The organism is Pseudomonas sp. ASL9 (assembly GCF_056680335.1).
In genome coordinates, this window is record NZ_CM155277.1 from 4,990,123 (window position 1) to 5,005,793 (window position 15,671).

Below are 15,671 nucleotides of genomic sequence, written 5' to 3' on the forward strand. Positions count from 1 at the left end.
GGAATCTCATTGAGCTTGGCTGCGGCGTGAAGCCGGCAACAGGTGTGCAATAGGTTCGGCATTGTTGCTGTGTTGGCCGAAGTTGGCGTTGTAAGTGGCGATCACTTCAGCGGCGATGGACACGGCGATCTCGATGGGCAATTTGCCTTTGACTTCGGCCAGGCCCATCGGGCAGCGCATGCGTTGCAGCAGGGCCGCATCGAAGCCGCGCTCACGCAGACGATGTTCGAACTTGACCCGTTTGGTCTTCGAGCCGATCAAACCGAAATAGGTGAAATCGTTGCGCTTGAGAATGGCAGCGGTCAGCTCCAGATCCAGCTGATGGTTGTGGGTCATGACGATGCAATAGCTGCCGCTGGGCAACTGTTCGACTTCATCGACCGGCTCTTCGTTGACGATTCGTGTGACCCCGTCCGGGATCTGTGCGGGGAACTCCTGCTCCCGCGAATCGATCCAGCGCACCCGACAGGGCAGGCTGGCGAGCAGCGGCACCAGCGCCCGGCCGACATGACCTGCACCGAACACCGCAATCTGCGCCTGAGGCTGGCCCATGGGCTCGAACAGCAACACATTCACCCCACCGCAGCACTGACCCAGGCTGGCGCCCAGGCTGAAGCGCTCCAGACGCGTGTCTTGACTGCCGCTGGCGAGCATCTCGCGGGCGATTTGCATCGCTTTGTATTCCAGGTGCCCACCCCCGACGGTGTCGAAGATCCGCTCGGCAGTGACGACCATCTTAGAACCGGCGTTGCGCGGCGTAGAACCGCGCTCGTCGATGATGGTCACCAGCACGCAGGGTTCGCCCTGATTTTGCAGCTCGGCGAGAGCACTGATCCAGTTGTTCATGTGCGATCCTCCGCTAAACCACTGTGGGAGCAGGCTTGCCTGCGAACGATTCGGCGTCGAGCCCGGCCGCAGCAGTCGCACTGTTCAACTGACGCATCTGCTCACACCCCCACAACACCCGTTCCGGGGTCGCAGGTGCGTCGATCTTCGGTTGATGTCGGTAGTCGCCAAGGCTGGCGACGGCGTCCTTGATTGCGCACCAAGCGGCGATGCCAAGCATGAACGGCGGCTCGCCCACGGCCTTGGAATGAAACACGGTGTCTTCCGGGTTTTTGCGGTTTTCCACCAGCTTGACCCGCAGGTCCAGCGGCATGTCGGCGACCGCTGGAATCTTGTAACTGGCCGGGCCGTTGGTCATCAATTTGCCCTTGGCATTCCACACCAACTCTTCCATGGTCAGCCAGCCCATGCCCTGGATGAAGCCACCTTCAACCTGGCCTATATCGATGGCCGGATTCAGCGAGGCGCCCACGTCATGCAGGATGTCGGTGCGCAGCATCTTGTATTCGCCGGTCAACGTATCGATCACGACTTCAACGCAGGCCGCGCCGTAAGCGAAGTAGTAGAACGGATGACCACGCGCCTGGCTGCGGTCGTAATAGACTTTCGGTGTTTTGTAATAGCCCGTGCTCGACAACGATACCTGGCCGACCCATGCCTGTTGCACCAGGGATTCGAACGACAGAATCTGCTCGCCAACCCGCACATGGCCGTTGCGAAACTGCACTTGGTCTTCGCTGACCTTGTATTGCCGCGCAGCGAATTCCACCAGCCGATGTTTGAGAATTTCAGCGGCGTTCTGCGCAGCCTTACCGTTCAGGTCGGCACCGCTGGAGGCTGCTGTCGGCGAAGTGTTGGGCACTTTGTCGGTATTGGTCGCGGTGATCTGGATGCGGTCGATATCAACCTGGAACACCTCGGCCACCACCTGCGCGACTTTGATGTTCAGGCCCTGGCCCATCTCGGTGCCGCCATGGTTCAGGTGGATGCTGCCATCGGTGTAGATATGGATCAGCGCACCGGCTTGATTGAGGAAGCTGGCGGTGAAGGAAATACCAAATTTCACCGGGGTCAGCGCGAGGCCTTTTTTCAGCACCGGGCTGTGTGCGTTGTAAGCACGAATCGATTTGCGCCGTTCTGCGTACTGGCTGCTGGCTTCCAGTTCAGCGGTCATTTCTTCGAGCATGTTGTGCTCGACTGTCTGGTAATAATGGGTAACGTTGCGCTCGGTCTTGCCGTAGTAGTTGGCCTTGCGCACGTCCAGCGGGTCTTTGCCCAAGTGGCGGGCGATGGTGTCCATCACTTCTTCGATGGCGACCATGCCTTGCGGGCCGCCGAAGCCGCGATAGGCAGTGTTTGAGGCGGTATTGGTCTTGCAACGATGGCCATTGATGGTGGCATCGCCCAGGTAATACGAGTTGTCGGCATGGAACATCGCCCGGTCAACGATTGAGTTGGACAGGTCCGGCGAGCAGCCGCAGTTGCCGGCCAGCTCCAGCTGAATCCCGTGCAGGCGTCCGTTGCCATCGAAGCCGACGTCGTACTCGATATAGAAGGGGTGGCGCTTGCCGGTCATCAGCATGTCTTCGACCCGGGGCAGACGCATTTTGGTCGGCTGCCCGGTCAATACGGCAATCACCGCGCACAGGCACGCAGGGCTTGCCGCCTGGGTTTCCTTGCCGCCAAAACCACCACCCATGCGGCGCATATCGACCACGATTTTGTTCATCGATACGCCGAGCACTTCGGCCACCAGCTTTTGTACTTCGGTGGGGTTCTGCGTCGAGCAGTAGACAATCATGCCCCCGTCTTCGGTGGGCATCACCGACGAGACTTGGGTTTCCAGATAGAAGTGTTCCTGCCCGCCGATGTGCAAATTGCCTTGCAGGCGATGTGGCGCACTGGCGAGCGCGGTGGCCGAATCACCGCGCTGATGGGTATGGCTGTCGAGAACGAAATGCTTTTTGCGCAGGGCCTCGACCACATCCAGGACGGGTTCGAGGTCCTCGTATTCAATGATCGCAGCCATCGCGGCCTTGCGTGCGGTTTCCATATCCCGTGCGGCCACCGCGATCACGGGTTGACCGACGAATTCGACGACATCGATGGCCAGCAACGGGTCGCCGGGTAGCAGCGGACCAATGTCCTTGAGGCCAGGAATGTCTTCATGGGTGATTGCGATGCGCACACCTTCAAAGGCGTAACACGGCGATGTATCGACGCTGATGATCCGCGCATGGGCGCGGTCGGACAGGCGTGCATACACATGCAATTGATTAGGGAATTCCAGACGGTCATCGATGTACACCGCCTCGCCGGACACATGCTTGTCGGCGCTGTCGTGCTTGACGCTGCGACCCACACCCGTGGTCAGGTCTTGCTGAAACAGTGCAGCCATCTCGGCCTGGGTTTTTGCTGGGGCATGGTTAGACATAAGAGGTCACCCGCGTTTCGATGTGAGGCGTTTGCAGCTCGATGAAGCATTTGCGCAGCAGGTTCTGTGCACTGAGCAGGCGGTATTCCTTGCTCGCGCGAAAGTCTGACAGCGGGGTGAAATCATTAGCTAGGGCCGCGCAGGCACGCTCCACGGTGGCCGAGGTCCACGGTGCACCGATCAGCGCTTGTTCACAGGCAGTCGCCCGTTTCGGGATCGCCGCCATGCCGCCGAATGCCACTCGCGCATCGACGATGGCGCCATTCTCGACGTGCAAGCGGAAGGCCGCACACACCGCAGAAATATCGTCATCCAGCCGTTTCGACACTTTGTAGGCGCGGAACGCCTGTCTGGCGTTGGCCTTGGGCACGATGATTTTCTCGATGAACTCGCTTTCCTGGCGTGCCGTAACCCGGTAGTCGATGAAGTAGTCTTCCAGCGCGAGCGTGCGGCGAGTTTCGCCTTTGCACAGGACGATCTGCGCGCCGAGGGCGATCAGCAGAGGCGGGGCGTCACCAATGGGCGAGGCGTTGCCGATGTTGCCGCCCAATGTGCCCTGATTGCGAATCTGCAAAGAGGCGAAACGATGCAACAGCTCGCCGAAATCGGGGTATTCAGCCGTCAGCGCTGTGTAGCAATCGGTCAGCGAGGTTGCCGCGCCGATCTCCAGGCGGTCCTCGAAGTGCTCGATGCGTTTCATTTCGGCGATATTGCCGACGTAGATCATCACCGGCAGCGGGCGATGGAATTGAGTGACTTCCAGTGCCAGATCGGTGCCGCCCGCCAGCAGGCGTGCTTGCGGATAGGCGTCATACAAATCGGCCAGGTCGCTGACAGTCAGCGGCACCAGGCAGCGTTTGTCGCCGCTGTTGAGTTCGCCGGTTTCTGTCGGCGCGATGGTCCGCAAAAGGGCGATGGTCTCTGCCTGACGCTGATCGAATTGGTCGGGTTGGCGTTGACCACAGGCTTGCTCGGCGGCGGCAAGAATCGGGCGATAACCGGTGCAACGGCACAGGTTGCCAGCCAACGCTTCGTGGGCTTGATGGGCATTGGCTTCGCTGCTGTTCTTCTGCAACGCGAACAGCGACATGACGAAGCCGGGTGTACAGAAACCGCATTGCGAACCATGACACTCGACCATGGCCTTTTGCACGCTGTGCAGTTGGCCTTGATGTTTGAGGTCTTCGACGCTGATCAATTGTTTGCCGTGCAGCGAGGCAACGAAGGTCAGGCACGAGTTGAGGCTGCGATAACGCAGTTGCTCACGGCCTTCGCTGTCAGTGCTTAATTCGCCGACCACCACGGTACAGGCACCACAATCGCCGCTGGCGCAGCCTTCTTTAGTGCCGGGTTTACCCACATGCTCGCGCAGGTAGTTAAGCACGGTCAGATTCGGGTCCAGGGCATGCTCGGTTCGCAGCGTCTGGTTGAGTAAGAATTGGATCACGGAAGGCCTCGCTGCACGTTATTTTTGTAATCGACACATGAGCTGAATTTATCAGCTCTGACTTTTTGGTCAATAATTTTCTGACCTTTAAGTCAGGAAAGATCACTTTTCCCGATTTTGCCGATTAACGGTGTGCCTGGTCGGCAACAAAACTGTCGATCATTGCTCAAAGAAGTGCTTAATTCGTGCCAGATTCCACCCCCGTGGCCCTGCGCCATGGCTATGCATTGCGATACACTGCGCCGCTTGTCTGCAGAAACTGATTTTGAAGGAAGACCATGACGTTCAAGGCGCCGGATAGCCTCGCCGAGCAAATCGCTCATCACCTCGCAGAGCGGATCATCCGTGGCGAACTAAAGCCGGGTGAGCGTATTCAAGAGCAAAAAGTCACTCAGGCACTGAGCGTAAGCCGTGGTTCTGTGCGTGAAGCCTTGCTGATTCTTGAACGCCGGCACCTGATCGTGATCCTGCCGCGCCGTGGCGCCCAAGTGACCGAGCTTAGCGCGCACAACATTGAAAGCCTGTGCGCGTTGATGAGCGAGCTGTACATCCTGCTCGCCCATGCGGTGGCCAATCGTTGGGAGACTCCAGCGGACCTTGCGCCGTTTCTGCAGATTCAGCAGCGCCTGACTGACAGCTACCAGCGTCAGGACGTGAAGATGTTCGTTGAAGAGAGCTTCAACGTAATGCGCGCTGCTTACCCGTTCGCTAATAACCCGTACCTGCAAGAAACCGTCGAAAACCTGCAACCGTCCATGAGCCGTAACTATTACCTGGCACTGGATCAGCGCAAGGCGGAAATGAGCGAATACCTGTCCCTGTTCGCGCAACTGCTCGACGCGGTCGTGGCGCGCGACCACGCGCAGATTCGTAATGTGCTGGGCAGCTACGCCGAGCGCAGCTGCAAGTTGGTGTTGTCCGCCCTGGCGGCAGGCTAATTCCATGCGGCTCAAGTGTATAAGGCTGGCCGGCTTCAAGTCCTTTGTGGACCCGACCACCGTCAACTTCCCGAGCAACATGGCTGCGGTCGTGGGCCCTAACGGTTGCGGCAAATCCAACATCATCGACGCCGTGCGCTGGGTGATGGGCGAAAGCTCGGCGAAGAACCTACGCGGCGAATCGATGACCGACGTCATCTTCAACGGCTCCACCACCCGCAAACCCGTCAGTCAGGCCAGCATCGAGCTGGTATTCGACAATTCCGATGGCACCCTGGTGGGCGAATACGCCAGCTACGCGGAAATCTCCATTCGTCGAAAAGTGACCCGCGACAGCCAGAACACGTACTTCCTCAATGGCACCAAATGCCGTCGTCGTGACATCACCGACATCTTCCTGGGCACGGGGCTGGGCCCGCGTAGCTACTCGATCATCGAGCAGGGGATGATCTCCAAGCTGATCGAGTCCAAACCTGAAGAACTGCGTAACTTCATCGAAGAAGCCGCCGGTATCTCCAAGTACAAAGAGCGTCGCCGCGAAACCGAAAACCGTATCCGCCGCACCCATGAAAACCTCGCCCGCCTGACCGACCTGCGCGACGAACTGGAGCGTCAGCTCGACCGTTTGCACCGTCAGGCGCAGGCGGCCGAGAAGTACCAGGAGTACAAAGGCGAAGAGCGTCAGCTCAAGGCGCAACTGTCGGCCCTGCGTTGGCAGGCGCTGAATGAACAAGTCGGCCAGCGCGAAGCGGTGATCGGCAATCAGGAAATCGGTTTTGAAGCGTTGGTGGCTGAACAGCGCAACGCCGACGCCAGCATTGAGCGTTTACGCGACGGTCATCATGACCTGTCCGAGCGCTTCAACCTGGTGCAGGGCCGCTTCTATTCGGTGGGTGGTGACATCGCCAGGGTCGAGCAAAGCATCCAGCACGGCCAGCAGCGTTTGCGTCAGTTGCAGGACGACCTGCGCGAGTCGGAGCGCGCGCGACTGGAAACAGAGTCGCATCTGGGTCACGACCGCACCTTGCTGGCAACCCTTGGCGAAGAGCTGGAAATGCTCGAGCCCGAACAGGAAATCACCAGCGCAGCCGCCGAAGAATCCGCCGCAGCGCTGGAGGACTCCGAAAGCACCATGCACGGCTGGCAGGAGAAGTGGGACGCTTTCAATCTGGACTCCGCGGAACCGCGGCGCCAGGCCGAAGTGCAGCAGTCGCGCATCCAGCAGTTGGAAAGCAGCATGGAGCGATTGGGCGAACGGCAACGGCGTTTGGGCGAAGAGCGACAGTTGCTCGCCGCAGACCCGGAAGACGCAGCAATTCTCGAACTCAGCGAAGAACTCGCCACCCGCGAAATGACCCTGGAAGAGCTGCACGCCAGCGAAGAACAGTTGGTCGAGCGCCTGGAACAACTGCGTGGCGAGCTGCATCAAGCCAATCAGGCGCAGCAGCAGGCTCAGGGCGATCTACAGCGCCTTAACGGTCGGCTGGCCTCGCTGGAAGCCCTGCAGCAAGCGGCGCTCGATCCGGGCACCGGTACCGCCGAGTGGCTGCGAGAACAGCAACTGGCCGAACACCCACGACTGGCTGAAGGCCTGCGGGTCGAGTCGGGTTGGGAACTGGCGGTGGAAACCGTGCTCGGTGCCGACCTGCAAGCGGTGTTGGTGGATGACTTCGCTGTACTGGATCTGGCCGGTTTCGAACAGGGCGACCTGCGCCTGCTCAGCCCGTCGGCCGAGGTGATGCGAATCCCTGGCAGCTTGCTGGACAAGGTTGAAGCGTCGGTCGACCTGTCGGCGTGGCTGGGGCAGGTCAAGCCGGTAGACAGCCTTGAAGACGCCCTGGCCTTGCGCGCTCAGCTCGGGGCAGGGCAGAGCCTGATCAGCCGCGATGGTTACTGGGTGGGGCGGCACTTCTTAAGGGTGCGCCGCGCCAGTGAAGCAGAAAGTGGTGTGCTCGCCCGTGGTCAGGAATTGCAGCGCCTGGGGCTGGAGCGTGAGGAGCGCGAAGCCACCCTGGCGGCCCTTGAAGAACAGCTTGTCACCCTGCGTGAACAGCAGTTGCAACAAGAAGACGCCCGCGAGCAACTGCGTCGGCGCTTGCAGGATGAAGCGCGTCAGCAAGGCGAACTCAAGGCTCAGCTGTCTGCTGGCAAAGCCAAGGTCGAACAGTTGACCCTGCGCCGCATGCGTCTGGACGAAGAGCTGGGCGAATTGGGTGAGCAGCGCGCTATCGAACACGAACAACTCGGCGAGTCCCGCCTTCAATTGCAGGACGCGCTGGACAGCATGGCCATCGACACCGAGCAGCGTGAATTGCTCCTGGCCCAGCGCGACAGCCTGCGTGAACGTCTCGACCGGGTGCGCCAGGAAGCGCGTCAGCATAAGGACCATGGCCATCAATTGGCGGTGCGTCTGGGCTCGCTCAAGGCACAGCATGACTCCACTCGCCAGGCCCTTGAGCGGCTGGAATTGCAGTCCGAGCGCCTGAACGAAAAGCGCGAACAGCTCAGCCTGAACTTGGAAGAGGGCGAGGCGCCGCTAGAAGAGCTGCGCCTCAAGCTCGAAGAACTGCTGGAAAAACGCATGGCCGTCGACGACGAAATGCGCCAGGCGAAGATGGCGCTGGAAGACGCCGACCGCGAATTACGCGATGCCGAAAAACGCCGCACTCAGGCTGAACAGCAATCGCAACTGGTACGCGGCCAGCTTGAGCAGCAACGCATGGAATGGCAGGCGCTCACGGTGCGGCGCACAACCTTGCATGACCAGCTACTCGAAGACGGCTACGACCTGCACGGCGTATTGGCCACGCTGACCAGCGAGGCCAACGAAAAAGACGCTGAAGAAGAATTGGAACGCATCGCCCAGCGCATTCAACGCCTCGGCGCGATCAACCTCGCGGCCATCGACGAGTACCAGCAACAATCCGAACGCAAGCGCTACCTTGATGCACAGAATGCCGACTTGGTCGAAGCGCTGGACACCCTGGAAAACGTCATCCGCAAGATCGATAAAGAAACGCGTAATCGCTTCAAAGAGACCTTTGATCAGATAAATAGCGGTTTACAGGCACTTTTCCCAAAAGTTTTCGGTGGTGGCAGCGCTTATTTGGAACTGACGGGCGAAGATTTACTCGATACAGGTGTGACAATTATGGCGCGACCACCTGGCAAGAAGAACAGCACCATCCATTTGCTGTCCGGTGGCGAAAAAGCCCTGACTGCATTGGCTCTGGTTTTTGCTATTTTCAAATTGAACCCGGCGCCGTTTTGCATGCTCGACGAAGTTGACGCACCGCTGGATGACGCTAACGTAGGACGTTACGCCCGACTCGTGAAGGATATGTCGCAGACGGTGCAATTTATCTACATTACCCACAATAAGATTGCCATGGAGATGGCAGATCAGTTGATGGGTGTAACCATGCACGAGCCTGGGTGCTCGCGATTGGTTGCGGTGGACGTGGAGGAAGCAATGGCGATGGTGGATGCCTGACGTGCAGGCCTTGTAGGGCGCGAGAAATGGCATTTTAATGGCCACTTTGCTATGGGAATGCGCGGCGTTATCAAGCGTCTGAGGAGTTTTGGTCACTTTTGAGCGGCCGGCCCTTTGCATCAGACGGTGTAAAGTTATCTTTGGTCGTGCTAGTTTAATGACCACTTTTTCTTTTGCGTGGGTAAAACGCCTGTCAGAACATAGAGTTGGCGCCACGTTTTAAAGGGGTTTCGGCCTTTATTTTTCAGCATTTTTATTAGAGGCACTGGATTACATGGAAATCGGTCTGCGCGAGTGGCTGATCGTCATCGGCATTATTGTCATTGCCGGTATTCTTTTTGATGGCTGGCGCCGGATGCGCGGCGGCAAAGGTAAATTGAAATTCAGGCTGGATCGGAGCTTCTCCAATCTACCAGAGGACGACGAAGCCACGTCCGCCGAGGTGCTGGGGCCGCCGCGTGTGCTGGATAACCAGAAAGAGCCGCAATTGGATGAGCACGACCTGCCGTCGGTGAACATCAGTTCGCGTGATTCCAAGCGCAAACGCAAGGACGAACCGCATCAAGGCGACCTGAATCTGAACCTCGAACTGGACGGGCCAAGCTTGTTCACTGATCGTGATGACGATTTTCCGGACGAGAACAAACCCGTGCGACGTGCGGACGATACGGCGCGCCGTACCGAAGATCTTCCTCCGGTTGAAGAAGTGCTGGTGATCAGCGTGATCTGCCGTGACGAGAGTGGCTTCAAGGGCCCTGCGTTGCTGCAGAACATTTTGGAAAGCGGTTTGCGTTTCGGCGAGATGGATATTTTCCATCGTCATGAAAGCATGGCCGGCAACGGTGAAGTTCTGTTCTCCATGGCCAACGCGGTCAAGCCGGGCGTATTCGATCTCGATGACATCGACCACTTCAGCACCCGTGCCGTGAGCTTCTTCCTTGGCTTGCCCGGTCCGCGTCATCCGAAACAGGCCTTCGAAGTCATGGTGGCCGCTGCTCGCAAACTGGCCCACGAACTCAACGGCGAATTGAAAGATGACCAGCGCAGCGTCATGACCGCGCAGACCATTGAGCATTACCGTCAGCGTATCGTCGAATTCGAACGTCGTGCATTGACCCATCGCCGCTGATAGCGCTGGTGCTGAACCTGCTCCCACAGGGATTTTGCACAGACCGAACCAACATTGAGCAGCTTCGGCTGCTTTTTTGCTTTTCGAGAGAACACACGTATGACCGCCATCGAAACCCGCATCCTGGCACTGCGCGCAGAACTGGATCAGCACAACTATCGTTACCACGTCCTCGACGAACCGAGCATCCCTGACGTCGAGTACGACCGCCTGTTCCATGAACTCAAAGCCCTGGAAACCGAGAACCCGCATCTGGTGACCCCCGATTCGCCGACTCAACGGGTTGGTAGCGCAGCGCTGTCGGCGTTCACCCAAGTGCGTCACGAAATCCCCATGCTCAGCCTGGGCAACGCCTTCGAAGAAAACGACATGCGCGAATTCGACCGCCGTGTCACTGAAGGCCTGGACCTGCCAGTAGGCGACCTGTTCAGTGACGGCGCGCAGGTGCAATACAGTTGTGAACCGAAACTCGACGGCCTGGCGGTCAGCCTGTTGTACCAGGACGGCGTGCTGGTCCGCGGCGCCACCCGTGGCGATGGCACCACAGGTGAAGATATCAGCGTCAACGTGCGCACCGTACGCAACATCCCGCTCAAGCTTCACGGCAGTGGCTGGCCGCAAACCCTCGAAGTGCGCGGCGAAGTGTTCATGTCCAAAGCAGGCTTTGAACGGCTCAACGCCAGTCAAATTGAAGTGGGCGGTAAAACCTTCGCCAACCCGCGTAATGCTGCGGCCGGCAGCTTGCGTCAGTTGGACTCGAAGATCACCGCCAACCGTCCGCTGGAATTCTGCTGCTACGGCCTGGGCCAGGTCTCGGAAGAGTTCGCCGATACCCACACAGGCAACCTGCAAAAGCTCAAACAATGGGGCGTCCCCGTCAGCCGTGAGCTGAAACTGGCCAACGGCATCGATGAATGCCTGGATTACTACCGCGATATCGGTGAGCGACGCTTGTTGCTGCCCTATGAGATCGATGGCGTTGTGTTCAAGGTCAACAACCTGGCCTCTCAGCGCGAACTGGGCTTCCGCGCCCGCGAACCGCGCTGGGCCATCGCCCACAAATTCCCGGCCATGGAGGAACTTACCGAACTGCTCGACGTGGAGTTTCAGGTCGGCCGGACTGGCGCAGTCACGCCAGTCGCACGCCTCAAGCCGGTCAAGGTCGCGGGTGTCACTGTCGCCAACGCCACGCTGCACAACATGGATGAAGTAGCGCGTCTAGGTTTGATGATCGGCGACACGGTGATCATTCGTCGTGCCGGTGACGTTATCCCGCAAGTGGTGCAGGTCGTCCTCGACCGTCGCCCTGACAACGCCCGCCCCGTACAGATTCCGGAAACCTGCCCGGTCTGCGGCTCTCACGTCGAGCGCACACAACTGGTCAAACGCAGCAAAGGCAAGGAAACCATCAGCGAAGGCGCCGTGTACCGTTGCGTCGGTCGACTGGCCTGTGGCGCGCAGCTCAAGCAGGCGATCATCCATTTCGTTTCCCGTCGGGCGATGGACATCGAAGGCCTGGGTGACAAGAGCGTCGAACAGTTGGTGGATGAAGGGTTGGTGGCATCCCCGGCTGACCTCTACACCCTGAAGTTCGAGCAGATCGTCGACCTTGAAGGGTTTGCCGAGGTCTCCAGCAACAAACTGCTCAAGGCCATTAGCGACAGCAAAAAGCCAACCCTGGCGCGGTTCATCTACGCCTTGGGCATTCCCGACGTTGGCGAAGAGACCGCCAAGGTGCTGGCGCGCTCGCTGGCCTCGCTGGAGCGTGTTAAGCAGGCGCTGCCGGAAGTGTTGACGTATTTGCCGGATGTCGGGCTGGAAGTCGCCTACGAGATCCATAGCTTCTTCAGGGATGACCACAACATCAAGGTCATCGAGCAATTGCTTGAGCGCGGCCTGGAATTGCAGGATCAGGGCGAACTGGGCGCCGAGTTCGCCGCCAGCACCACCTTGGGCGGCATGATCGACAAACTGCACATTCCTGCGATTGGACCGGGTGCGGCGCAAAAACTGGCAGACAAGTTCGGCTCGCTGCAAGGCATCATCGACGCCGACTGGCTGGACATGCGCCAGGCCCTGGCCGAGAAGCAGGCGAAAGCCGTGCGTGATTTCTTCGACGTCAAAGAACATGTCCAGCGTGCGCTGGAGATCGAAGCGCAACTCAACGACTTCGGCATGCACTGGCAGAGCGAGAAAAAAATCGTCGAAGGCTTGCCGCTGGCCGGGCAAACCTGGGTGCTGACCGGTTCGCTCGAGCGGATGAGCCGCGACATCGCCAAGGAAAAACTCGAAAGCCTCGGCGCAAAAGTCTCAGGCTCCGTCTCCGCAAAAACCCACACCATAGTCGCCGGCCCTGGCGCAGGCTCGAAGCTGACCAAAGCCAATGAGTTGGGGCTCAAAGTGCTGGATGAAGAAGCGTTTGTGGTGTTTCTGAAGAAGCACAATATTGAAGTGAGCTGACATAAATCTCTGTAGGAGATGTCGCCCCGTCTGCGACGCCGCGCTGTCGTGCAGCAAACTGGGTCCAAGGAGCTGCCGAAGGCTGCGATAGGCCGGGGTCGCGGGCGACCGGCACGACCTTCAGCAATCCAGAGTTTACGACTGCCACGGTCGGACGCGACCCCGGACCGATTCGCAGCCTTCGGCAGCTCCTACGAATCTGCGTTTTGCTGAAAATATAATGACATTTATACTTTGTTTTTCAATCACTTATAGGTTTTTTGATCGGAGCGAATTTATTCGCGAAGAATGCGACTCGGTGTGTCAGGCGTAACACCCCTGTGCGACATGAAATGCACGGAACCGTCTCCGCAACGGATGATCCAGTGCAAGCACGCCCAAAGGAGATCGTCATGTACCGCTTCTTCGAGCAACTCAGTTCCCGCATCGCCGCACCGTTTGTGGGCGAGGCCAAGCTCAACAGCAAGGTCTGGCAGTGCCGCTGCGGACAGTCGATCTTCTTCCCCAACACCCGGTGCCTGGCCTGTTCGGCCGCGCTGGGTTATTTGCCGGAGCAGGGCAGGCTGGCCGCGCTCGAACCTGGGCCTGATCAAAATACCTGGCGCCTGATCGACGAACCCGGTGCAGGGCTTTATCGACGCTGCGCCAATCTCGACACGCCCGCTGCGTGCAACTGGCTGGTGCCTGCGCACAACCTAGGTGAGTTCTGCATTGCGTGCAGCCTCAACCGAACCATTCCCGATTTGTCGATCCCGGAAAACGCCGGTCGCTGGTGCAAAGTCGAAACCGCCAAGCGCCGCTTGGTTGCGCAATTGATTGCACTGGGTTTGCAGGTCATTCCGAAAACCCAGGACGAAGATACCGGCCTGGCCTTTGATTTCGTCGGTATCGACCTGGAAGGCAAGCGGCCTTCCACCGGCCATGCCAACGGCTTGATCACCCTCAACATCGAAGAGGCCGACGACGCACATCGCGAAGCCATGCGCGTGAAGATGCACGAACCGTATCGCACCTTGCTCGGGCATTTTCGGCATGAAGTGGGCCACTATTATTGGGATCGTCTGATCCCCGGCAGCCCCTGGGAAAATGGTTATCGCAACCTGTTCGGCGATGAGCGCGCCAGCTATGCCGATGCCCTTGAGCGCCACTATCAGAACGGCCCCCCGGCTGACTGGCAACAGGGCTTCGTCAGTGCCTACGCCAGCATGCACCCTTGGGAAGACTGGGCCGAAACCTGGGCCCACTACCTGCACATGATGGATGCCGTCGACACCGCGCTCGGTTTCGGCATGAGCGCACGGGACATGGACTTCGACTACCAGCCATTTCTCCCGGAAACCCTCTACGCCCCCCTGCACCCTGGCGGTCCGGCCTTCCTCTCATTCGTCAACGCCTGGATCGAACTGGCCGGGATGCTCAACGAACTGTCCCGGAGCATGGGCCAGCCCGACTTCTACCCCTTCGTCCTGTCGCCAGCCGTCATCACCAAACTGCACTTCATCCACTTGGTCATCCAGCAAGCTGGCGGCAGGGCGGACGAAGCACTGCTCGACGTGTAGGAACGAATTCATTCGCGATCGACTGCGCAGCGGTCGCGGTGCTGGCCTGGCTCGTCGCGGCGGGATGCGTAGAAGAGCTACGGGCGCCGCAAATCCAACGCCAACCGCCGCTCAAACCCAATGCGCCCGCGATACGCTTCCCCTGTGTCCACCCAGCCCTGGCCAAGATAAAGCCCAAGCGCCGTCTGATTATCCGCATCCACCGACAACATCAACTGCGCCACATCAGGCCACACCGAGCGCGTCATAGCAGGAACAGCCCGCAAAAAAACCTTCCCCAGGCCATGCCCCTGCATCCTGCGATCAAGCTGCAGGGCATGCAGCGTGGCGGCATCCTGATCTGCCCAGTGCGGTAAATACGGCCCTCGCTTTAGCATAAAAAAACCAATGGGATAGCCGTCGGCAACCAGCGCAAAACCTCTGATATTGTCATTGGGTTTACCCTGCAGCGCATTCAGCGCGCTGTAGATATCCCCGGAAAACGCCTTCTGCTCCGGCAACACTTGAAGGTGTTGCAGTTGCTGGCGTTGAACATCTGACAGGTCTTCATAACAGACCAATTGAGTTTGCATCGATCGAATCCTGCGAGGACGCATCGCGTCACGGCCAGATAGGGTAACGCAAAAGCTCAAATACCGAATCCACTTCACTCTGCGGGAGCAGGCTTGCCTGTGAAGGAATACCAAATCCACTTCACTCTGCGCGAGTAGGCTTACCTGTGAAGGAATACCAAATCCACTTCACTCTGTGGGAGCAGGCTTGCCTGCGAAGGGCTTCCACGGTCAGTCAGGATAACGTCTACGCTTCGCATCGCCCGACCTGCCCGGAACGCCAGCGTCCTCCCGCCACACAAGTGCTTGAGCCCCCTCAGATTTTTTAATTTTAACCAACGGTTGTAACTTACTGTCAGACCGGTACAATGGCGCCGTTCGCCGTCAGGTGAACGTCGTTATGGTGACCCCATCGGTCCCCCCGCAACGATTACCCGTGAACCTGGTCAGATCCGGAAGGAAGCAGCCACAGCGGGAACATTGTGTGCCGGGGTGTGGCTGGTGGGGTTGCCTCCATAACGCAGATCCTTGATCCTACAAGGATTTATGAGTCAAAAATCTCGAAATATGACAGTACTTAAGTACACCTAAGTGGTGCACTGTGCTGGCGATCCTACGTTGCTCACTTTTCTCTCACCATCGAAATCTTTCAGCTAGCAGCGTCATCGGTGATTTTTCAGTAGCTGAGGGGTAGGGATCAAGTTTCGTTGTTCTTTTGAAGACCTGTCAGGTTCAAATCCCTATATATCCACCATTATTAGAAAAGCCCTGCAGATAAAGTGAACTGCACCCGACGCGCGTGCCGAGTGCTATT

9 protein-coding genes and 1 other RNA gene are annotated in these 15,671 nt (G+C 58.6%); 6 read left to right on the forward strand and 4 right to left on the reverse strand.

From position 1 onward, the window contains the following. Positions 1-6: 6 nt before the first annotated feature. Genes xdhC through xdhA form a run of 3 tightly spaced genes read right to left on the reverse strand, consistent with a single transcriptional unit; the run spans position 7 to position 4,727 of the window. Positions 7-846 (reverse strand): xanthine dehydrogenase accessory protein XdhC, encoded by an 840-nt coding sequence (gene xdhC / locus AC1ME2_RS22955; protein ID WP_480437035.1) that lies wholly within the window; start codon positions 844-846, stop codon positions 7-9. 13 nt (positions 847-859) lie between these two features. Next, positions 860-3,280, reverse strand: coding sequence for a xanthine dehydrogenase molybdopterin binding subunit (gene xdhB, locus AC1ME2_RS22960; RefSeq protein ID WP_480437036.1), 2,421 nt, complete (start codon positions 3,278-3,280; stop codon positions 860-862). Further along, positions 3,273-4,727 carry a xanthine dehydrogenase small subunit gene (gene xdhA, locus AC1ME2_RS22965; RefSeq protein ID WP_480437039.1) on the reverse strand — a complete coding sequence of 485 codons (1,455 nt, stop codon included), beginning with the start codon at positions 4,725-4,727 and terminating at the stop codon, positions 3,273-3,275. The genes xdhB and xdhA overlap by 8 nt, the downstream gene beginning before the upstream one ends. Positions 4,728-5,005: 278 nt before the next feature. On the opposite strand from xdhA, the gene AC1ME2_RS22970 reads away from it, so the two are divergent. From AC1ME2_RS22970 to AC1ME2_RS22990, 5 genes are all read left to right on the forward strand, one after another. Further along, the gene (locus AC1ME2_RS22970) at positions 5,006-5,665 is read left to right on the forward strand and encodes a GntR family transcriptional regulator (RefSeq protein ID WP_480437041.1); all 660 of its coding nucleotides are present in this window, start codon (positions 5,006-5,008) and stop codon (positions 5,663-5,665) included. Between the two features lie 4 nt (positions 5,666-5,669). Beyond that, entirely contained in the window at positions 5,670-9,158 is a 3,489-nt protein-coding gene (gene smc / locus AC1ME2_RS22975) for a chromosome segregation protein SMC (RefSeq protein WP_480437043.1), read from the forward strand. A 274-nt stretch (positions 9,159-9,432) separates the two neighbouring features. Beyond that, entirely contained in the window at positions 9,433-10,287 is an 855-nt protein-coding gene (gene zipA, locus AC1ME2_RS22980; RefSeq protein WP_480437044.1) for a cell division protein ZipA, read from the forward strand. Positions 10,288-10,386: 99 nt separating this feature from the next. Next, positions 10,387-12,747: an NAD-dependent DNA ligase LigA gene (gene ligA, locus AC1ME2_RS22985; protein ID WP_480437045.1), complete on the forward strand. Its 2,361-nt coding sequence runs from the start codon at positions 10,387-10,389 to the stop codon at positions 12,745-12,747. A gap of 392 nt (positions 12,748-13,139) precedes the next feature. After that, entirely contained in the window at positions 13,140-14,306 is a 1,167-nt protein-coding gene (locus AC1ME2_RS22990; RefSeq protein ID WP_480437047.1) for a zinc-binding metallopeptidase family protein, read from the forward strand. Between the two features lie 77 nt (positions 14,307-14,383). Here the strand turns inward: AC1ME2_RS22990 and AC1ME2_RS22995 are convergent, their stop codons facing one another. Beyond that, a complete protein-coding gene (locus tag AC1ME2_RS22995) occupies positions 14,384-14,878 on the reverse strand; it encodes an N-acetyltransferase family protein (protein ID WP_480437048.1) in 495 nt (164 codons plus the stop codon). Positions 14,879-15,267: 389 nt separating this feature from the next. On the opposite strand from AC1ME2_RS22995, the gene ffs reads away from it, so the two are divergent. Further along, an RNA gene (gene ffs, locus AC1ME2_RS23000) (signal recognition particle sRNA small type) lies at positions 15,268-15,364 on the forward strand. Positions 15,365-15,671 lie beyond the last annotated feature (307 nt).

Excerpts from the sequence above, each read along its gene's own strand:
- AC1ME2_RS22970 (WP_480437041.1), top strand. The coding sequence starts at position 5,006 with ATGACGTTCAAGGCGCCGGATAGCCTCGCCGAGCAAATCGCTCATCAC.
- xdhC (WP_480437035.1), bottom strand. The coding sequence starts at position 846 with ATGAACAACTGGATCAGTGCTCTCGCCGAGCTGCAAAATCAGGGCGAA.
- AC1ME2_RS22990 (WP_480437047.1), top strand. The coding sequence starts at position 13,140 with ATGTACCGCTTCTTCGAGCAACTCAGTTCCCGCATCGCCGCACCGTTT.
- ligA (WP_480437045.1), top strand. The coding sequence starts at position 10,387 with ATGACCGCCATCGAAACCCGCATCCTGGCACTGCGCGCAGAACTGGAT.
- xdhB (WP_480437036.1), bottom strand. The coding sequence starts at position 3,280 with ATGTCTAACCATGCCCCAGCAAAAACCCAGGCCGAGATGGCTGCACTG.
- AC1ME2_RS22995 (WP_480437048.1), bottom strand. The coding sequence starts at position 14,878 with ATGCAAACTCAATTGGTCTGTTATGAAGACCTGTCAGATGTTCAACGC.
- zipA (WP_480437044.1), top strand. The coding sequence starts at position 9,433 with ATGGAAATCGGTCTGCGCGAGTGGCTGATCGTCATCGGCATTATTGTC.
- smc (WP_480437043.1), top strand. The coding sequence starts at position 5,670 with ATGCGGCTCAAGTGTATAAGGCTGGCCGGCTTCAAGTCCTTTGTGGAC.